Origin of the sequence: Azospirillum soli, from assembly GCF_017876165.1 — a bacterium.
GTDB classification, from domain to species: domain Bacteria; phylum Pseudomonadota; class Alphaproteobacteria; order Azospirillales; family Azospirillaceae; genus Azospirillum; species Azospirillum soli.
On sequence record NZ_JAGINQ010000003.1, the window covers coordinates 362,442 to 381,373 of the forward strand.

Sequence of the window (18,932 nt, forward strand, 5' to 3'; positions counted from 1 at the left end):
GGTCAGTCTAACTGTGGCCTGACACTGACAACTCACCGCCGGCCGAACAGCTTTTCGATGTCGGCGAGCTTCAACTCCACGTAGGTGGGGCGGCCGTGGTTGCACTGGCCGCTGTGGGGCGTGGCCTCCATCTGGCGGAGCAGGGCGTTCATCTCCTCGATGCCGAGCGTCCGGCCGGCGCGGACCGAGCCGTGGCAGGCCATGGTGCCGCACACGTCCTCCAGCCGCTCCTTCAGGGACAGGGCGTCGCCCAGCTCCGCCAGCTCCTCGGCGAGGTCGCGGACGAGGCTCTTCACGTCGGACTGGCCGAGCAGGGCCGGCACCTCGCGCACCATCACGCAGCCGGGGCCGAAGCCCTCCACGACGAGGCCCAATTCCGCCAGTTCGGCGGCGCGGGTCAGCAGGCGGTTGGCGGAGGGCTCGTCCAGTTCCACCACCTCGGGGATGAGAAGCGCCTGCCGCTTGACCCCGCCGTCGAGCAGGGCGGCCTTCATCCGCTCATAGACCAGCCGCTCGTGGGCGGCGTGCTGGTCCACGATGACGATGCCCTCGGTCGTCTGGGCCACGATGTAGGTGTTGTGGACCTGGGCGCGGGCGGCACCCAGCGGGTGCGCGTCGAGCGGCGGGGCGGAGGCCGTGGGGGGCGCGTATTCCGGCGGGCGCGCGGCGGGCGCCGCCTGCCAGCCGGCGAGCCGACCCTGGAGGGGCGGAAGCGGCGCCTGGAAGGCGGCGGCCCGGTCGGCGAGGCCGCGCGGCACGGAGGAGCCGTAGCTGCCGCCCCAGCTCTGCACCGGGTTGCGGTAGGGCAGCGGGGAGGCGGGTTGGGTGCCGGGCTCCTCCGGTTCCGGGCGCAGCGCGCCGAGCGTCGCCAGACCCACGGTGGTGGAGGCGCGGTGCCCGGCCTCGGCCAGCGCGTGCTTCAGGGCGCCGACGATCAGGCCGCGCACCAGCCCCTGGTCGCGGAAGCGCACCTCGGCCTTGGCCGGATGGACGTTCACGTCCACCTCCTGCGGGTCGAGGTCGAGGAACAGGGCCAGCATCGGGTGCCGGTCGCGCGGCAGGAAGTCGGCGTAGGCGGCGCGCACCGCGCCGACCATCAGCTTGTCCCGCACCGGACGGCCGTTGACGAACAGGTGCTGGTGCCGCGCGGTCGGCCGGTGCAGCGTCGGCAGGCCGATCCAGCCGGCCAGAGTCACCGCCTCGCGCGCCGCCTGGACGGGCACGGCGTTGTCCTGAAAGTCCCGCCCCATCAGGGCGCCGAGCCGGGAGAGCCGGGCGTCCAGCAGGTCGCCCTGGGCGGCGGACAGCCGCAGCGCCGAGCGGGCGTCGTCGGCCAGCGTGAAGGCCACGCCGGGATGCGCCATGGCGAGCCGTTCGATGCAGTCGGAGATGTGCTCGAACTCCGTCCGCGCGGCCTTCAGGAACTTCAGGCGGGCGGGGACGGCGGCGAACAGGTCGCGCACCTCCACGCGGGTGCCCTGGGCCAGCGCCGCCGGCTGCGGGGTGCCCTTGGATCCTGCGTCCACCAACAGGCTCCAGGCGCTGTCGGCGCCGCGCGGGCGGCTGGTGATGGTCAGCCGACTGACCGCGCCGATGGAGGGCAACGCCTCCCCCCGGAAGCCCAGGGAGCGGATGTCCAGCAGGTCGTCCGACGGCAGCTTTGAGGTGGCGTGCCGCTCGACGGCCAGCGCCAGCTCGTCCGGAGTCATGCCGCAGCCGTCATCGGCGATGGTGATCAGCGATTTGCCGCCGTCGCGCACCACCACGTCGATGCGGGTCGCCCCGGCATCGATGGCGTTTTCCACCAGTTCCTTGACGGCGGCGGCGGGGCGTTCGACCACCTCGCCGGCGGCGATGCGGTTGACGAGCGTTTCGGGCAGCATGCGGATCGGCATAGCGTAGATATAGTGGGTCGGGAGGCGGAAAGCCACCACGCGCGGAGGGTGGTGGAGACCCGGCGCAACGCCGGCTTTGAGCCCGACGCGGTGCTCGTCCATCGCCCACACTTCCAGCGGCGTGGCGGGATCGGCCTGCTGGAGCGCCTGCACGCGATGGCGGAAGCGGGCTTTGAACACCTCTTGGGTCAGGGGATCGGCTGCGGCATGATGAGGGCGTGGCACCTGACGGGTGAAGCCGAGGCGGTGCAGGTACTCGTTGCCACGCCGGGACGAGATTAGATGACAGGTTCTGTCGCAAAATCTGAGCATGGGCGATTAGACCAGCCTCAGCGAAAGCACTGTTTATCAATGACTTCACGGATTCAGTCTAACTGTGGCCCGCCATGAGTCGAGGACGCGGAGGGCGGCGGCGTGCGATGGCGCGCCGCCGCCCTCCGCCCACAACCGCTCAGGGTCAGCCGGTGACGAACAGGCCGGAGGTGACCTGATCGGGCCGGACGCCGGTCAGCGTGACGCCGTCCGTGCTGGTGAACCAGATCAGCGCGTCGCCGCTCGTCGTCATGCCGACGGTCCAGTCCTGCTCGGCGGCGAGCTGGATGCGGTCGCCCAGCGGGTTGAAGTCGGTGATGACGTCCATGCCGCTGTGCTGGCCGAAGCTGAACACGTCCGCCCCGACGCCGCCGGTCAGCGTGTCGGCGCCCGTCCCGCCGGCCAGCAGGTCGGCGCCCGCGTTGCCGTCCAGCATGTCGTCGCCGTCGCCGCCCGCCAGATAGTCCTCCCCGTCGCCGCCGGCCAGCGTGTCGCCGAGCGCGTTGCCCAGCAGAACGTCGTGGCCGGTGCCGCCGGTGAGGGTGGAACCCGCGGCGCGGGTGTCGAAGAGGAAGACGTCGCTGGTGCCGTTCGTGTCGCCAGGGACCAGCGACGTGCTCTCGCTGGCGAAGCCGACGTAGCGGCCGTCGCCGGAGATCGACAGGTTGTGGGTGCGGAAACCGAACGGTGACGGCGTCGGCGCCGGACCGTCGGGCATGCGGACCAGGGTGACGGCGCCGGTCTGCATGTCCTTGTGGAAGATGTGCGCGCTGCCGTCCAGCGTGTCGGAGACGAGATTGGTCGCGGTGCTGGAGAAGGCCACGTACCGTCCGTCGTCCGAGATGACGATCTCCGACGCGGCGCCATCGCCGGGGGTCCCGTCGGCGCCCGCGCTGGCGACGGCGACCGTGCCGGTCTGGAGGTCGTGGACATAGGCAACCATTGGCTGCCCCGCACCGCCCCCAGCACCGCCCCCTGCCCCGGCGGGCGCGAGATAGGCGGCGTAGCGGCCATTGGCCGACAGCGCGTAGCGGGAGTCCGGGACCCCGCTGGCCACGAGGCTGCGCGTGCCGGTCTGCAGATCCTTCACGTACAGCCCGTCGCCGACGTGGTCCGGCCCGATGTACTGGAAGAGGACGGTGCGCCCGTCGGCGGAGATGCGCGGCTGGAGGCTGGCGCCCGGCGTCAGTTGCCCGTCCGCCGTGGTGCTGGCGCAGACCAGCCCGCCGGTTTGCAGGTCCTTGACGAAGATGTCCTTCTGGCCGTTGCCGTCGTTGGCGACGAAATTGCTGGCGACGCTGGAGAACGCGACGTAGCGCCCGTTGCCGGAGATGGCGCCGGCATCACTCAGGCCGTTGCCCAGCGTGCCGTCGCTGGCCGTGCTGACGTGGACCTCGGCGCCCGTTTGCACATTCAGCGCGTACACCTCCAGCACGTTGGAGCGGTGCGAGGTGCCCGGCAGCACGCGCTCGTACCAACGGTTGTAGACCACCGTGTTCATGTCGCTGGATACGCTGCGCTCGGCGGTCCCGGAGCTTCCCGGCGCCCTGACGACGGCCCCCGTCTGGAAATTCTTCACCATCGTCATGGTGCCGTTGGTGAAGGCGATGGCATGCCCGTCGCCGCCGAGCAGCGGGCTGTGGGAGTAGGAGTAGAACGGGAATTCCAAGCCGTCGGCCCCGACGCTGGCGCGGCGCAGGGCGCCCGGGTTCGGCGCCGACTGCACGGCGAAGGCCACCGTCGCGGTGCCGCCCTGCTGGTCGCTCAGCGTGACGCTTCCGGCGTATTGGCCGCCCGCGGCGTACTGGTGCTCGGCCGACAGCGCCGTGACGCCCGCCGACGCGGTCTGCACGCTGGTCCGGCCGTCGCCCCAATCAATGGTTGCGGTGCCGGCCGCGGCGGTGCCGGTGGCGAAGCGGAAGGTCAGGTTCACGTTGCCGGCGGCGCCGTACCGGCCGTTCGCCGCCAGCGTCTCGGTGTCCACGGCGACGATGTCCCGGCGCACCTCGGCGGCGTCGGGGTCCAGGTTGGTGGGGCTGGTGGTGTAGACCACCCGCCCGCCGTCGGCGGAGGCCGAGAGGGCGGTGGAGGCGCCGTTGAACTGCTCGCCGTCGGCGGCGGTGCTGATCCGGCGCACGGCCCCGGTTTGCAGATCCTTGGCGAAGATGTCCGCCTGCCCGTTGGTGTCGCTGTCCACGAGGTTCGAGGCGCTGCTGACGAAGACCAGCGTCCGGCCGTCGGCGGTGAGCGTGCCGGAGGCGCTGGCCCCGTTGGCCTCGCCGCCCGTGGACGTCGTGCTGACGCGCGTGGTGGTGCCGCTGTCCAGGTTGTGGAGGAAGAGGTCGGCGGCGCCGTTGCCGTCGCCGCTCACCAGCCCGTCGGCGCCGCTGGTGAAGAGAAGGCCGTGGCCATCGGCGGAAAACGCCAGCGGCATCGCCCCGGCGGCCGGGTCAATCGCAAGCCGCGTCTTCGTGCCGCTCGGCACGTCCCACAGGTACACGCCCCTCGTGCCGTCCACGGTCGCGGTGTACACGATCCGCTGCCCGTCGCTGGACAGGATGGAGTTCCAGCTGCCGGGGACGCCGCTGTTGGTCCTCGTGCCGTGCAGGTCGACGTGGTGGACGTAGCTGGGCGAGGAACTGCTGCGCCCAATCGCCAGGCTACTGAACGACGCGTAGCGGCCGTCGGCGGAAAGCCGGAGTTCCGAAATCGAGTTGTCGGCGCTGAGGGTGCTCACCACGCTGCCGGTTTGCAGATCCATGATCTGCACGGTGTCGGTGGGATAGGAGCCGTACGTGTTGTAGCCCCTGGTTCGGATGAAGCCCGCGTAGCGCCCGTCGGCGGAGATGGTCGCGTCCGAATAGATGTAGCCACCGCTTTGGTCGGGGAATTTCTCGGCCTGCGCGAGCGTCCGAAGGGCGCCGGTCTCCAGATCCTTCAGGAACACGCTGGAGCCATCGGTGGTCCTGGCGCTGAACACGGCGTAGCGTCCGTCGCCGCTCACCGCCCCCAACCCGGCATCGGACCCCACGTTCAGCGCGGTGCCGTCGGCGTGGGCGTTCACCTGCATCAGGGCGGTGGGATCGGCGCTTCGCGGTGTCCAGCCGATCTCCTCGATCCGCAGTCCCGCACCGCCCGTCTGCCCGGCGAAGCGGAAATTGGCGGCGGTCAGCGTGTCGGCCGCGACGCCGTTGAGGCGCAGGCCGTCCGACGTGCCGTAGACCACGCTGGTGCCGGTGGCGTCGGAAGTGAAGGTCAGGTCGCCCATGCCGTGGATGCCGGCGGCGCCCGTCAGGTCGATCACGTCGCCAGAGGCGCCGGCCTGGAAGTCCTGCACATAGTCCCAGCCGTCGCCGGTGCGCGCGACGAACGTGTCGGAGCCGCCGCGCCCCTCCAGGTAATCGGCTCCGGCCCCCGCCGTGATGGTGTCGTTGCCCGCGCCGCCGACCAGATTGTCGCGCCCGGCCGTTCCGGTCAGCGTCTGCCCGCCGCCCGCCGGCGGAGGCGTCGTCGGGCCGCCCGTGTCCTGCCCGGCGAATCGGAAATTGGCCGCCGTCAACGCGCCGGCCGGCACGCCGTTCAGGCGCATGCCGTCGTTCGGGCCGAACACCAGGCTGGTGCCCGACGCGTCGGAGGTGATGGTCAGGTCGGTCAGGGAACGGATGCTGCTCCAGGCGCGGAGGTCGAGCACGTCGCCGCCGGGGCCGGCCTGGAAATCCTGGATGTAGTCCCAGCTGTCGCCCGGCGCGCAGACGAAGGTGTCCGACCCGCCGCCGCCCTCCAGGTAATCGTACCCGCCGCCGCCGATGATCGTGTCGGCGTCGGCCGAGCCGTACAGTTCGTCGCGCGCGCCCGTGCCGGTCAGCACCCGGCCCGCCGTGCCGCCGCCGGTCTGCGCATCGTCGTCGTCGCCCCCCTCCGTGTCGCCGCCGCCGGTGTCACCGCCACCGCCAGTGTCACCGCCAGTGTCACCGCCGCCGCCGGTGCCGCCGTCCGACGCGCCGGTGAAGAGGAAATGGGCGGTGGTGAGCGAGGAGGCGTTGACGCCCATCAGGCGCACGCCGTTGGAGGAGCCGAAGAGGATGACGGTGTCGCCGCCGTCGGCCTGGATGGTGAGATCGGCCATGGACCGGATGCCGGACCAACCGCGCAGGTCGAGGCGATCGCCCTCGGCCATATTGAAGTCGCCGATGCAGTCCCAGCCGCAGCCGGGATTGAAGACGAAGGTGTCGGCGCCGGTTCCGCCTTCGATCCAATCGTCACCGGCGCCGCTGTCTATGGTGTCGCTGCCGCCGCCAGCGGCAAGGTAGTCGCGCTCCGCGGTGCCGGTCAGCGTGTCCGCTTCAGCTCCGCCCGTAAAGCTCGCCATTCCCATCCTCCGCAACATGCCATTGGGCTAAAATGCGACGCAATCCTCCGTTGAAGGAGGCCGCCGGGCAATGTCGCGTTGGGAGGGGTTCCCATGGTGGAAATGCAACTCGTTCTCGGTCGCCGGATAGATACTTAGTATCCTACACGATGTCTCCTCGGGCGAACGGGGTAGCAGGTATACGTATTCGCGGCGCTCAACCGGTTATGCTTCGGCTGAATGCAAGCGGCATACGATCTCGCAAATCCGAGCAAGGCCGCGCCTTACCCGATTCCAAGCAGCGCCTTCACGTTCTTGATGATGGCGCCGTCGCTGAAGGGCTTTTGAACGACGACGAGCTGTCCAGGCTCTTCCTGGGGAAGCCGCTCGCTATAGCCGGTCGTCACCAGAATCGGCAGCTCGGGGCGCAGTTCCCGCATGCGGCTGATCAGAGTCGTGCCATCGACGTGCGGCATCCGGATATCCGTGATGAGGACATCCGCGGGATCGGCTTGATCGATCTTGATGGCGTCGAACCCGTTGCGTCCTATCGTGACGCGATAGCCGTGAGACTCCAACGCTTCGGCAACGGTCACCGCCACGAGCGCATCATCTTCGGCGACAATCACATGAAACGGTTGCGACATGATGGGAGAGCCTCATTCCAATGGGTGCGTCGATAACATACAGCCGATCGATCGGCGGTGCACCACGACGGAACGGCTGATGAACCTCTGACGCGTCGGTCCGACGGCCTATGCGGAAATATCCGGGGATACACTCCGCGCCGGGTATGGAACGGGAATCACAGCCCGCGTCCCGGCGGATCCAGGCGCGGCACGCCATAGTCGGCCAGGATGGCGTCGATGGCCGCGTGGTTGCGTTCGAGCGCTTCGCTGATCCGGTCGAAGAAGTCCGATTCTCCGCGCCGGATGCCCATGGAGATGTCGAAGGCCATGGGCAGCCTCGGCCCGTCAACGGGCGGCGTGGGGGTCAGGATCAGCGGCACCGGCTGGTGCTTGGCGAAATAGCCGGCGACCGGCCCCCAGACGACGGCGACGTCCACGGCACCCGTCGCCACAGCCGCGACGATGCCGCCGGCTCCGTCGTCCCGGCCATAATCGCCGTAGACCATGTATCCGGTGACGTTGCCGATGATGCCCCGCCGCGACAGCGCGTGGGCCGGTGGGGTGTTGGCGAAGTCGTCGCCGATCATCTGGACGCCGATGCGCAGGGTTCGAAGCCGGGGATCGTCGAAGGATTCGATGCCCGGCCCGTCCGCCGCCCGCGTCACGAACACATAGCCGGAGCGGTAATAGGGCGCCGTGGCCGCCAGCATCTCCAGCGCGCTCGGCACGCCGGGGATCAGGTCACACAGCCCGGCCTTCAGCGTGTTGCGGATGTACCCGCGCCGCTGCGGCCACCATGTGTAGGCGACCGGCACGCCGAGGTCGGCGGCGATCAACTCCACGATCTTGTTCTCGAACCCCTCTCCCCGCTCGTTGGAGAAGGGAAGGTTGTTCGGATCGGCGCAGACGCGCAGTTCATGCAGTGGCTCGGCCGCCGCCGTCCCGGCCAACAGCACAAGCAGGCAGAAGGCCACGCGCAGCATCGTCCCGCCCTTCATTTCAGCGTGTAGAGAAAGGCCGCGATGTGCCGGGCGTCATCCTCGCTCACGTCCAGCCTGGGCATGGCGGTCATCGGGTCCACGCCGGGCGGATCGCGGATCCATAGGACGAGGTTGTCCGGCGTGTTCTGAAGCACCCCCGCCACATAGACCCGGCTGGCGATGCCGCCCAGCGGCGGGCCGACCTGCCCGTTCGCCCGCTGCACGCCGGGGATGGTGTGGCAGGACCCGCAGCCGTAGCGCAGCACCATCTCCCGCCCCCTGGCGGGCGTTCCCCCGGTCAGGTCGGCGGCACGCGTCTCCAACTCCCGGCTCTGGTCCTCGTAGGCGTAGGCGGCCAAGCCCGCCGCCCCCACCGCCAGAAGGACGCCGACCGCCACCATGGTGCGTGTGGACAGGCTGTCGATCATCGCTCGCACCCCGTCAGAAAGACGCCGGCCAGCGCCTGCGCCAGGATCACCAGCACGAAGAAGGCCGCCAGCCCGAGGCTGAGCCCCGCGACGAAGCGGCGGTTGCCGGGTCCAGGGGCGAGCTCGTGGCCGCTTTCCGACCGCCGGGCCCGCCAGGACGTGAAGCCGGCGGCGGCCGTCACCACGGCCAACGCGATGCCGAGCGCCACCACCGGCCAGCCGTTGCCCTGCGCGCAGGTCCAGGGCACCAGAGCGCCGCCGACCTGCTGTTGCAGGAAAGCCGCCGCCGGCCCGATGGCAAGCCCGGCCCATGTGCTGAACCTCCGGGTGCGCTGTTCGGAGAACGGCATGGCTCCCCTCCCCTCACACGGCACGCGGCAGCAGGTAGAGCAGCGCGTAGATCGGCACCCACGCCGCCACCACGAAATTCCAGTACATGGCGTTGTCGGTGACGTCCCCCAGCCGGCGCGGGTCCTTGCCATGCTTGGTGAGGATCAGCACCGCCAGCACCGCCGTGTCGCCGACGTCGGTCACCAGATGCAAGGTGTGCAGCCCCAGGATCGTCCATATGATGGAGCCATAGGCGTTGCTGTCCCACAGCACGTTCAGCACGGTGAACTCGAACCACCGGATCACCAGCGTCAGGACGCCGATCGCCAGCATCACCAGAACGGCGATGCGGCTGCGGGGCACATCCTCCCGCTCCGCCATGCGCTTGGCCCAGACGTTGGGGGCGAGGCTGAGGACCAGCAGCACGGTCATCAGCGTGCCCCACAACAGCTCCGGCGGCGGCATGCCGGGCGGCCAGTGCTGGAACTGCATCATCAGATACAGGTAGGTGAAGCCGGCCAGAACGAAGGCGAAGCCCTCGATCAGGATGAAGCCGATGGTGCCCCACCAGGTCAGGTTGCTCGGCCCGTGACCGTGGGTCGGCAGGTGGGAGACGTCCCGGACGAAGTTCCGCTCCATCATGACTCCACCACCGGTTCCGTGGGCGTGCGGCTCCGCTTCGGCCAGAACCAGCCGATCAGCCCGACCGCCAGCGGGATCGAGCCCCAGACCACCGCCGAGGGCGTGAAGATCGACCCGATGAACAGCACCGTGATCGCCAGCGCCGACAGCAGCGGCCAGATGGTCGGCCGGGGCGACGGCTCGCGCAGGTCGGGATGGGCGTCCACCACGGTGGTCAGCAGCACCTCCCGCTCCTCGACGCGCAGGCCGTGCACCACCGGCAGGCGCCCGCGCGAATCCCACAGCGGCTCCAGCCCCTCCACCACGGGGATGTGCGCGAAGTTGTAGCTGGGCGGCGGGGAGGAGGTCGCCCACTCCAGCGTTCCCGCCCCCCACGGGTTCGGCCCGGCGATCCGCCCTCCGCGCAGGCTGACCAGCACGTTGACGATGAACAGCGCGACGCCGGCCGCGATCATCAGCGCGCCGATGGTGGCCGTCAGGTTCATGCCCGCCCAGCCCAGCTCCGCCGGGTAGGTGTAGACGCGCCTCGGCATGCCGACCATGCCCAGCAGATGCATGGGGAAGAAGGCGACGTTGAAGCCGACGAAGAACAGCCCAAAGTTCCAGCGCCCCAGCCGCTCGCTCAGCATCCGCCCGGTGATCTTCGGGAACCAGAAATAGAAGGCCCCGAACAGCGGGAACACCGCGCCGCCGATCAGCACGTAATGGAAGTGCGCCACGACGAAATAGGTGTCGTGCACCTGCTGGTCGAAGGGCACCGAGGCCAGCATCACCCCGGTCAGGCCCCCCAGCACGAAGATGACGACGAAGCCGACGACGAACAGCAGCGGCGTCCTCCACTGCGGCTGGCCGTCCCACAGCGTGGCGATCCAGCAGAAGATCTGAATGCCGCTGGGGATGGCGATCATCATGCTGGCCGCCGTGAAATAGCTGACGCCCAGGCGCGGCAGGCCGGTGGCGAACATGTGATGCACCCACAGCCCGAAGCCGAGGAAGGCCGTGGCGATCAGCGCCAGCACCATCGGCAGATGCCCGAACACCGGCCGGCGCGCCATGGCCGCGACGATGCTCGACACCATGCCCAGCGCCGGCAGGAAGATGATGTAGACCTCCGGATGGCCGAAGAACCAGAACAGGTGCTGCCACAGCAGCGGATCGCCGCCCTCCGCCGGGTTGAAGAAGTGGGTGCCAATCAGCCGGTCCATGATCAGGAAGCTGCTGGCCAGCATGATCGACGGCATGGCGAAGACCACCATGAAGGAGGTCACCAGCATCGACCAGACAAACAGCGGCACCCGGTTCAGGCTCATCCCCGGCGCGCGCATCTTCAGCACCGTGACGATCACTTCCACCGCGACGGCCAGCGCCGCCACCTCCGTGAAGGTGATCATCTGCGCCCAGAAGTCGGTGCGCTTGCCCGGCGAATATTCCGGCCCCGACAGCGGGACATAGCTGAACCAACCCGCCTCCGGCCCGGTGTTCAGCAGGAAGGCGACGTACAGCATGATGCCGCCGGCCAGATAGACCCAATAGCTGAAGGCGTTCAGGCGCGGAAAGGCGATGTTCCGCGTGCCCACCATCAGCGGCACGAGATAGACGGCCATCGCCTCCATGATCGGCACGGCGAACAGGAACATCATCGTCGTGCCGTGCATGGAGAAGATCTGGTTGTAGCGATCCGGCCCGACCAGCGTTCCCTCCGGCTGCGCCAGTTGCAACCGCATCAGCAGCGCCAGGATGCCGCCCAGCAGGAAGAAGACGAAGCCGGTGACGATGTAGCGCCGGCCGATCAGCTTGTGGTCCACCGTGGTCAGCCAACCCCACAGGCCCGGCGCGGTGCCCCAGGTCCGCTCCAGCCGACGGCAGGTCTCGTCCTCGTTGAGGCCTGGGCCGTCGCGAAGCTCATCGGAGGGATGGCTGTCCTTGGGACTCATCCGCGCCTCACTTCAAGCTGTCGAGATAGGCGACCAGCGCCTGGAGGTCGGGCGGCGGCACGCCGACCAGCGGCATGTGGTTGCCGGGCTTTATCCGCTGCGGGTCGGCGATCCAGGCGGCGAGGTTGCCCCGGTTGTACGGCAGGGTGCCGGCGGCGATGGTCGGCCGGCTCGCCAGATGCGTCAGGTCCGGCGCCACGGAGGCCGAGGCCGTCGTCCCCCGGATGCCGTGGCACATGGAACAGGCCGAGGACAGGAAGACCGCCTTCCCCCGCTTCTGCTCATCGCTTGCGGGCTCGGGCGCCGGGGCCAGCTGCGCCTCCTTCCAGGCGTTGAAGTCCTCGGGCGATTCCACCACGACGGTCAGCGCCATGTGGGCGTGCTGAAGCCCGCAGAACTCGGCGCACTGGCCACGATAGGTGCCTTCGCGCTCGGCCACCAGGAACAGCTCGTTCTCGCGGCCGGGGATCAGGTCCATCTTGCCGTGCAGGTTGGGAATCCACAGGCTGTGGATCACGTCCTGCGCCTTCAGCTTCAGACGCACCGGCGCGCCCGCCGGCAAATGAATTTCGTTGGCGGTGGCGATGCTGCGGCTGGGGTCGTCGTCGGGGTAGCGGATCCTCCACCACCACTGCATCCCCTCCACCTCGACCGCCAGCTCTTCCCGGTTGGCGAGGTGGGTGAGGCTCTTGTCCACCGCGTAGCTGGCCGTCACCAGCCCGCAGAGGATCACCACCGTGCCCCCAACCCAAACAGAGAGCCAGAACGTCAGGCCACGGTCCCGCCCCTCCTCCACCGGCAGCACGCCGCGCGGCTCCACCCAGCGGTGCCGCCGCGCCAGCGCCCACAGCAGCCACAGCATAACGATCCCGTAGACCGCCGCGCAGGTGGCGAAGAGGATCCACCACATCGTCCCGATGTGCCCCGCCTGCGTCCCCGCCGGGTCCAACATTGACTGCGGCCCGGAACAGGCGGTGAGGAGAGGCAGCGGCAGCGCCGCAACCCATGTCCCTCTCCCCCCTGGGGAGAGGGTCAGGGTGAGGGGGCCCTCCCTCTCCCCCCCGGGGAGAGGGCCGGGGTGAGGGGGCCACGCGCCTTGCGGTCTTCGGCTGTCGCCGAACCCCCTCATCCTAACCTTCTCCCCAGGGGGGAGAAGGGACATGCCCCTCTCTTTCATTGCCCCGTCCCCTGCGACGACGGCGGGGTGCCGCCGCCCGGCTTCGCCTCCTGCACGGGCTGGGACTGCTCGCCGGGGGAGGCGCTCATGTGGTCGTCGCGGCCGGGCGCCACGTCCTTGCGCACCGCGCGCTGCATGGAGCGGACGTAGGCGGCCAGCTGCCAGACCTGCTGGTCCGGAATCTTGCTGCGGAAGGACGGCATGCCGTTGGGCCGGCCCTCGACGATGGTGGCGGCGATGTTCTCCAGCTCGCCACCATAGATCCAAGTGTCGTCCATCAGCGGCGGGCCGATGTCGCCGCCGCCGTGCGCATGGCAGCCGGAGCAGTTGAACCACTCGAACAGCCGCTTCCCTTCGGAGATGTGGTAGGCGTTGCCCTCATACTCGCGCCGCTGCGGCGGTGGGGGCGACGGCTCTCCGGCATAGAGCGTGCCCTGCACGATGGCGCCCGGCTTCACCTCGCCCACCGGCTCGCCCCGGTAGGCGCGCTCTTCCCGCTCGCAGGCGGCGAGCAGCAGGACGCAGAGCGCCAGAACGCTAGCTGCGGGACGGCAGCGCGAAAACATAGAGCATGCCCCCCTTTGTGGTCCGCCGCGGCAGGTCGGAGACGGCGTTGACGAAACCCTTGGCGGCGCTGGCGTCATGCGGGTCGAGGTCGCCGGCCACGATGGCCCCGGCCCAGCCGCCGACGCCGGACAGAACCGCGATGTACTGCCGCCCGTCCGGCCCCCGGTAGCTGATCGGCTGGCCGATGATCCCGGAGCCGGTCTTGAACCGCCACAGCAGCTCGCCGGTTTGCGCGTGCACCGCCTTGAACCAGCCGTCCAGCGTCCCGTAGAAGACGAGGTCTCCGGCCGTGGCGAGCGCGCCCGACCACAGCGGCAGATCCTCCTTGATCTCCCACGCCTTCTTGCGCTGCACCGGGTCCCAGGCGGTGAAGGCGCCGCGATGGCCGCCGGGGCCGGCGTACATCTTCACATTGGCACCGACGTAGGGCGTGCCGGCGATGTAGTTCGCCTCGACGCTCTCCCAGTCCATGCACAGGTTGTTGTGCGGGATGTAGACGATCCCCGTCCTGGGCGAGAAGGCCGAGGGGTTCCAGTCCTTGGCTCCCGGCGCGGTCGGGCAGATGTCGCGCACGACCTTGCCCATGCGCGGATGCTTGTCCTCGTTGTACTGGATTTGCCCGGTCTTCAGGTCCACGCCGCTGGTGGAATTGACCGGGAAGTAGGGATCGGCGGCCAGAACCTCTCCCGTCCTGCGATCGATGACGTAAAGGTAGCCGTTGCGCTCCGGCCGGATCAGCGCCTTGCGCGTCTCGCCGTTCCACGGCAGATCGACCAGAATCAGTTCGTTGATGCCGTCGTAGTCGTAGAGGTCGTGCGGAACCACCTGATAGAACCAGCGCGCCTGCCCCGTGTCGGGGTTGCGGGCGAAGATGCCGCCGGTCCACTTGTTGTCGCCCGGCCGCTGCTCCGGGTTCCAGGGGCCGGGGTTGCCGGTGCCGTGATAGATCAGGTCCAGTTCCGGGTCGTAGCTGATCCAGCCCCACATGGTGCCGCCGCCGATCTCCCACGCGTTCGGCGGCCAAGTGCTGACGCCCAGATCCTTGCCCTTTTCCTTGTCGTAGAAGGGCTGGTAGTCCGGGCCGATCAGCACGTCCTTGTCCGGGCCGGTGCTGTAGGCGCGCCAGACGATTTTGCCGGTCGCGGCGTCCAGCGCGGTGACCCAGCCGCGCACCCCGAACTCCCCGCCGGAGTTGCCGACCAGCACCTTCCCCTTCACCACCAGGGGCGCCATGGTCATGGACTCGCCCTTGTTGATGTCGCCCAGCTTGGTGCGCCAGACCTCCTGCCCCGTCTCCGCGTCGATGGCGATCGTGTGCGCGTCGAGCGTGGTGATGAAAATCTTGCCGTCGGCGAAGGCCGGCCCGCGATTCACATAGTCGCAGCAGGCCACCCCCTGCGCGGAGGCCGCCGGCTTCGGCTCGAACGTCCACTTGGTCGGCGCGCCCGGCTTGGTCAGGTCGAGCGCATGGAGATGATTCGGATAGGGGGTGACGACATACATCGTGCCGTTCACCACCAGGGGCGCCGCCTCGTGCCCGCGCACCACGCCGGTGGAGAAGGTGAAGGAAACCTGCAGGTCGCGGACGTTGCCCGCGTTGATCTCGTCCAGTTCGCTGAAGCGGGTGCTGGCATAGTTCTTGGCCGGCATCGACCAGTTGCCGTCGTCGGGCGGCGAGGCTGCCGGGGCGGGAATGGCCTTGGCCGGAGGAGCCGGGTCCTGGGCAAGCGCGGGAAAGGCGCAGGCCAGGATATTATATGCCACCGCCAGAAGAGCGAGCAAACAACATTGCAATTTGCTCAAGTCGCGACCCTCTTACCGGGAGCCTCGACTTGACAACAGCAGTTCAGATTGGATGTTCCTTACGGGACCATCATGCGGCAAGTCTCCCCTGTACAACCACGCAATAGGGGAGACCAGACGCCGAAACACTTCCAATGATGAGCAGCGAACGCGACCCGACGTTATTCCGGTCCGACGTTATTCCGGGATAAGAGCGCCCGCTTGGCGTTCCCGTGCGTCAGCGCTCCCGGCAAGCCCCTCCTTCACGTTCGCCCTGTCTTCCGCGTTGCGGTTCTGGCTCATCTTCCGTTTGGCGTCGATCCGGGTGATGGGCAGCCGCACACCGACGATGCCCCGCAACTGCGCCTGGATGAACTCGGGCGGAGCATCACCGACCGCCCACGGCTGGGGGCGCGACGCCTCGTGGAGGTTGGTCAGGCGCGTGACGACGGCAAGAAGCCGGTCGGCATCCTCGAAGAATTCCACGGGACCATAGGCGTGCACCGCCACATAGTTCCACGTCGGAACGACCTTTCCGTCCCGGCTCTTGCCCTCGTACCAGGAGGGGGTGACGTAGGCATCCGGCCCCATGAACGTGGCCAGAGCCTCGCCAACCGGCGGCTCCTTCCATTGGGGATTCGCCTTCGCCACGTGTCCGTAAAGCGTGCCCATCTCCCCCTCGTCGGCATCGAGGAACAAGGGCAGCGGCGTACACGCCAACCCGTTGGCCGTGGCCGTGACCAGATTGGCAAGTCCGGCGGCGCGCATCGTCTCATGGATGAACGGCAGGTCGGTCTCGCGAAACGCTGGGGGTATGTACATTCTGGCCTCCTTGACGAGGTGGAGTTTTGCCGAAAACTGGTTCACGCTGAACAGCCATTTTCCACAGTCTCCATTGAGCCAGTCGATGCTCGCGATCCCGCCGCCGAAGTCCGCCTCGCGTTTGCTTGGCCCCTGGGACTATTGGCGCCCGACCGGCAGCGGCATCGTCGAACTGGGGACGGTGCGTGGACTCGATGTGGCCCTGCCGATCCATTTCCATGAAGAAGACCAGTTGACGTTCGTCCTGTCGGGACGGCGGCGGTTCGTCGTCGGCGGCGACCTGTTCGACGTCGCCCCCGGCCAGGGCATGCACATTCCGGCGGGAACGCCCCACCGCTCGCTCTCCGAGCCGTCGGAGGTCGTTTGCATCAATGTGTACATGCCATCGGACACTTACGCGGCGCGCGACGTGATCTCCAGCCTGGCCCGTCACTGGCGAAGAACGGGGCACATCGGCTGGCCCGAGCTTACGATAATCGTCGAGGACCATCGGCTATCAACCGACGCCATTGCGGTCCCGACGGGCGAAGGTTTGGGCGGCGAACCTTGGGAAACGGTGAGTCAGGTGGCGCAGCGTGCCGGCATGAGCCGCGAGGGCTTTTCCCGTCAGTTCCGGAAACGCCACGGGATGCCCCCGCACACGTTCTGGCAGTTGGAGAAACTGAACGAGGCGCGCCGGCTGCTCCGGCTGGGCGAGCCCATCGCGGCGGTCGCCGCGGACACCGGCTTTTCCGACCAAAGCCACCTGGGCCGCTGCTTCCGGCGCGCGTTCGGCGTGACTCCGGGCCGATACCGGGCGGGGTAGATCACATCCGTTCCAGACCGCCGCCGCCCAGCCCTGCTATCCACCCACCCAGGGGCGCCGCGTGGAAAAAGTCCGACGCGAGCCCGCGCTTCACGGGGGAGCAAGGCATGACAGCGGCTTGGTCGGCATTTTCATACCTTCTGGTGGTCGGCGCCGGGGTGAGCGTCGCTCTGCAACAGGTCCTGAACGCAAACCTGCGGGCCGAGCTCGGGTCGCCCTGGTGGGCGGGCTTCGTCAGCTATTTCGTCGGCATGCTGGCGATGCTGGTGGTCGCGCTGACCTCCCCAGGCCCCCGGTTGCCCGACTCGTTCGCCGGGGCGGCGCCTTGGCTGTCCTGGAACTCTTGGCTCTCCTGGACCGGAGGTCTGTTCGGCGCGCTGTTCATCGCGACCGCCATCTTCATGGTCCCGCGCCTCGGCGCCGCCACGGTGCTCGCCCTGATCGTCGTCGGCCAGATGCTCGGCTCGCTCGCCTTCGACCATTTCGGCCTGTTCGGGCTTGCGCATCAGCCGGTGAGCCCCACCCGGCTGGCCGGCGCGGCCGCCCTGATCCTGGGCGTCGTCCTGATCCGCCTGTAACGCCGTCGATCTCGTAACGCCGCCGATCTCACCCCTCGCTCCGCCGCAGCAGGTAGTCCAGGCCGCCCAGCCGGTACCAGCGGTAACCGAACGCCTCCAGCACGAGGTGGTGCTTGCCGTCCTCCTCCGGGTCGCTGTGATCCTCGGTCAACAGGTTGACCAGCCGGGGCGACTCGCCGCCGCCGCCCACGGCCAGCGTGATCTTGTGGGGCTTGTCGTCCAGATTGTGGATCACGACGACCGCGTTGTTGCGCCAGTCGTAGCGGAGCGCCAGCACCGCCTGCGTGCCGGTCTGCAACACCTGGAAGTCGCCCCAGCCGATCTCCGGACATTCCTTGCGCATGCGGATGATGCGCTCGGTCCAGTTCATCAGGGAGTCGGGGTCGCGGCGCTGGTGGGCGGCGTTGATCCGCTCGTAGCCGAAGATGTCGTTGCTGATCACCGGCAGGGTCGGGTTGTCGGACTTGGTGAAGCCGCCGTTCGGCTCGTCCGACCACTGCATGGGCGTGCGGGCGCAGTTGCGTTCGGGCAGCGACAGGTCGTCGCCCATCCCGATCTCGTCGCCATAGCGCAGAACCGGCGTCCCCGGCAGGGTGAACAGCAGGCTGTAGGCCAACTCCAGCCGCCGCCGGTCGCCGTGCAGCATGGGCGCCAGCCGGCGGCGGATGCCCCGGTGGTAAAGCTGCATGTCCGGGTCGGGGCCGAAGGCGTCGAACACCCGCTCCCGCTGCTCCTCGTCCAGGCGGCCGAGGTCCAGTTCGTCGTGGTTGCGCAGGAACAGGCCCCACTGCGCCGTTTCCGGCCGGGGCTTGGTCGCCTTCAGCGCCTTCACCAGCGGGCGCGTGTCGGCGGCGGCCATGGCGTAGAACAGGTTCTGGTTGACCTGGAAGTTGAACATCATGTGCATGCGGTCGCCGTCGTCGCCGAAATAGTCCATGTCGGTTTCCGGCAGGACGTTTGCCTCGGCCAGCAGCACGGCGTCGCCGCAGCGCCACTGCACGAACTCGCGGAAGGCGCGCAGCATGTCGAACTGCTCCTTCGGCTTGCGCACGTCGGCGCCTTTGGTCGAGATGATGAAGGGCACGGCGTCCATGCGGAAGCCGGAGACGCCCAGCTCGATCCAGAAGCCCATGATCTTCAGCAACTCCGCCTGCACCTCGGGGTGGGAGGTGTTGAGGTCGGGCTGGAATTCGTAGAAGCGGTGGAAGTAATAGGCGCGCGCTTCCTTGTCGTAGGTCCAGGTGGTCTTCTGCACGCCGGGGAAGACCATGCCCTCGTCGGCGTTCGGCGGCTTCTTGTCGGACCAGACGTACCAGTTCCGGTACTTGGAATTGGGGTCCTTGCGCGCGGCCTGGAACCAGGGGTGCTGGTCGGAGGTGTGGTTGACGACGAGGTCGATGATGACCCGGATGCCGCGCTGCTTGCAGCCGTGGCTGAACTCCACGAAATCGCCCAGCGTGCCGTAGCGCGGATCGACGCTGTAATAGTCGGCAACGTCGTACCCGTCGTCCTTCATGGGCGAGGTTTGGAACGGCCCCAGCCAGATGCAGGTCACCCCCAGACCGTGCAGATAGTCCAGCCGGCGCTGCAACCCCTGGAAGTCGCCGACACCATCGCCGTCGGAATCCATGAAGGTGCCGAGCGCCAGATTGTAGATGATCGCGTTCTTGTACCAGAGGTCCTTGATCATGCGCAGCACCTCC

15 protein-coding genes and 1 pseudogene are annotated in these 18,932 nt (G+C 68.5%); 2 read left to right on the forward strand and 14 right to left on the reverse strand.

From position 1 onward, the window contains the following. Nucleotides 1–32: 32 nt before the first annotated feature. From mutL to J2852_RS07280, 13 genes and pseudogenes are all read right to left on the reverse strand, one after another. Nucleotides 33–1,895 carry a DNA mismatch repair endonuclease MutL gene (gene mutL, locus J2852_RS07225; RefSeq protein ID WP_246499362.1) on the reverse strand — a complete coding sequence of 621 codons (1,863 nt, stop codon included), beginning with the start codon at nt 1,893–1,895 and terminating at the stop codon, nt 33–35. Between the two features lie 180 nt (nt 1,896–2,075). Beyond that, nucleotides 2,076–2,207, reverse strand: a pseudogene (locus tag J2852_RS32315) (helix-turn-helix domain-containing protein); the annotation flags it as partial. Between the two features lie 145 nt (nt 2,208–2,352). Next, nucleotides 2,353–6,576: a PD40 domain-containing protein gene (locus J2852_RS07230; RefSeq protein ID WP_209873071.1), complete on the reverse strand. Its 4,224-nt coding sequence runs from the start codon at nt 6,574–6,576 to the stop codon at nt 2,353–2,355. 263 nt (nt 6,577–6,839) lie between these two features. Beyond that, nucleotides 6,840–7,202 (reverse strand): response regulator, encoded by a 363-nt coding sequence (locus tag J2852_RS07235; RefSeq protein ID WP_209873074.1) that lies wholly within the window; start codon nt 7,200–7,202, stop codon nt 6,840–6,842. A gap of 158 nt (nt 7,203–7,360) precedes the next feature. After that, nucleotides 7,361–8,167, reverse strand: coding sequence for a substrate-binding domain-containing protein (locus tag J2852_RS07240; protein ID WP_209873076.1), 807 nt, complete (start codon nt 8,165–8,167; stop codon nt 7,361–7,363). Between the two features lie 11 nt (nt 8,168–8,178). Further along, on the reverse strand, nt 8,179–8,592 hold the full coding sequence (locus J2852_RS07245; protein WP_209873079.1) for a c-type cytochrome: 414 nt from the start codon (nt 8,590–8,592) through the stop codon (nt 8,179–8,181). After that, on the reverse strand, nt 8,589–8,942 hold the full coding sequence (locus J2852_RS07250) for a hypothetical protein (protein ID WP_209873081.1): 354 nt from the start codon (nt 8,940–8,942) through the stop codon (nt 8,589–8,591). The genes J2852_RS07245 and J2852_RS07250 overlap by 4 nt, the downstream gene beginning before the upstream one ends. A 13-nt stretch (nt 8,943–8,955) precedes the next feature. Next, complete coding sequence (locus tag J2852_RS07255; RefSeq protein WP_209873084.1) at nt 8,956–9,564, reverse strand: cytochrome c oxidase subunit 3; 609 nt, start codon at nt 9,562–9,564, stop codon at nt 8,956–8,958. Further along, nucleotides 9,561–11,498 (reverse strand): cytochrome c oxidase subunit I, encoded by a 1,938-nt coding sequence (gene ctaD, locus J2852_RS07260; RefSeq protein WP_209873086.1) that lies wholly within the window; start codon nt 11,496–11,498, stop codon nt 9,561–9,563. Before ctaD ends, J2852_RS07255 begins: the two co-directional genes overlap by 4 nt. Before the next feature lie 7 nt (nt 11,499–11,505). Next, nucleotides 11,506–12,450, reverse strand: a complete 945-nt coding sequence (coxB, locus tag J2852_RS07265; RefSeq protein WP_246499345.1) for a cytochrome c oxidase subunit II — start codon at nt 12,448–12,450, stop codon at nt 11,506–11,508. Nucleotides 12,451–12,671: 221 nt separating this feature from the next. Beyond that, on the reverse strand, nt 12,672–13,241 hold the full coding sequence (locus tag J2852_RS07270) for a c-type cytochrome (RefSeq protein ID WP_209873092.1): 570 nt from the start codon (nt 13,239–13,241) through the stop codon (nt 12,672–12,674). Continuing rightward, nucleotides 13,213–15,024 carry a methanol/ethanol family PQQ-dependent dehydrogenase gene (locus tag J2852_RS07275; protein ID WP_246499346.1) on the reverse strand — a complete coding sequence of 604 codons (1,812 nt, stop codon included), beginning with the start codon at nt 15,022–15,024 and terminating at the stop codon, nt 13,213–13,215. Before J2852_RS07275 ends, J2852_RS07270 begins: the two co-directional genes overlap by 29 nt. Before the next feature lie 198 nt (nt 15,025–15,222). Next, nucleotides 15,223–15,846 carry an FMN-binding negative transcriptional regulator gene (locus J2852_RS07280; protein ID WP_209873095.1) on the reverse strand — a complete coding sequence of 208 codons (624 nt, stop codon included), beginning with the start codon at nt 15,844–15,846 and terminating at the stop codon, nt 15,223–15,225. Here J2852_RS07280 and J2852_RS07285 point away from each other — a divergent pair. Beyond that, nucleotides 15,839–16,651, forward strand: a complete 813-nt coding sequence (locus J2852_RS07285) for a helix-turn-helix domain-containing protein (protein WP_209873098.1) — start codon at nt 15,839–15,841, stop codon at nt 16,649–16,651. The two genes, J2852_RS07280 and J2852_RS07285, sit on opposite strands and share 8 nt — an antisense overlap. Before the next feature lie 107 nt (nt 16,652–16,758). Next, nucleotides 16,759–17,229, forward strand: coding sequence for a DMT family transporter (locus tag J2852_RS07290; protein WP_209873100.1), 471 nt, complete (start codon nt 16,759–16,761; stop codon nt 17,227–17,229). 28 nt (nt 17,230–17,257) lie between these two features. Here J2852_RS07290 and J2852_RS07295 read toward each other — a convergent pair whose 3' ends face one another. Next, nucleotides 17,258–18,919, reverse strand: coding sequence for an alpha-amylase family protein (locus tag J2852_RS07295; RefSeq protein ID WP_209873103.1), 1,662 nt, complete (start codon nt 18,917–18,919; stop codon nt 17,258–17,260). Between the last annotated feature and the right edge of the window lie 13 nt (nt 18,920–18,932).

What these genes read in the sequence shown, in the direction of transcription:
- mutL (WP_246499362.1), bottom strand. Translation starts at nt 1,895, where the DNA reads ATGCCGATCCGCATGCTGCCCGAAACGCTCGTCAACCGCATCGCCGCC.
- J2852_RS07230 (WP_209873071.1), bottom strand. Translation starts at nt 6,576, where the DNA reads ATGGCGAGCTTTACGGGCGGAGCTGAAGCGGACACGCTGACCGGCACC.
- J2852_RS07235 (WP_209873074.1), bottom strand. Translation starts at nt 7,202, where the DNA reads ATGTCGCAACCGTTTCATGTGATTGTCGCCGAAGATGATGCGCTCGTG.
- J2852_RS07240 (WP_209873076.1), bottom strand. Translation starts at nt 8,167, where the DNA reads ATGCTGCGCGTGGCCTTCTGCCTGCTTGTGCTGTTGGCCGGGACGGCG.
- J2852_RS07245 (WP_209873079.1), bottom strand. Translation starts at nt 8,592, where the DNA reads ATGATCGACAGCCTGTCCACACGCACCATGGTGGCGGTCGGCGTCCTT.
- J2852_RS07250 (WP_209873081.1), bottom strand. Translation starts at nt 8,942, where the DNA reads ATGCCGTTCTCCGAACAGCGCACCCGGAGGTTCAGCACATGGGCCGGG.
- J2852_RS07255 (WP_209873084.1), bottom strand. Translation starts at nt 9,564, where the DNA reads ATGATGGAGCGGAACTTCGTCCGGGACGTCTCCCACCTGCCGACCCAC.
- ctaD (WP_209873086.1), bottom strand. Translation starts at nt 11,498, where the DNA reads ATGAGTCCCAAGGACAGCCATCCCTCCGATGAGCTTCGCGACGGCCCA.
- coxB (WP_246499345.1), bottom strand. Translation starts at nt 12,450, where the DNA reads ATGTTGGACCCGGCGGGGACGCAGGCGGGGCACATCGGGACGATGTGG.
- J2852_RS07270 (WP_209873092.1), bottom strand. Translation starts at nt 13,241, where the DNA reads ATGTTTTCGCGCTGCCGTCCCGCAGCTAGCGTTCTGGCGCTCTGCGTC.
- J2852_RS07285 (WP_209873098.1), top strand. Translation starts at nt 15,839, where the DNA reads ATGTACATTCTGGCCTCCTTGACGAGGTGGAGTTTTGCCGAAAACTGG.
- J2852_RS07280 (WP_209873095.1), bottom strand. Translation starts at nt 15,846, where the DNA reads ATGTACATACCCCCAGCGTTTCGCGAGACCGACCTGCCGTTCATCCAT.
- J2852_RS07290 (WP_209873100.1), top strand. Translation starts at nt 16,759, where the DNA reads ATGACAGCGGCTTGGTCGGCATTTTCATACCTTCTGGTGGTCGGCGCC.
- J2852_RS07295 (WP_209873103.1), bottom strand. Translation starts at nt 18,919, where the DNA reads ATGATCAAGGACCTCTGGTACAAGAACGCGATCATCTACAATCTGGCG.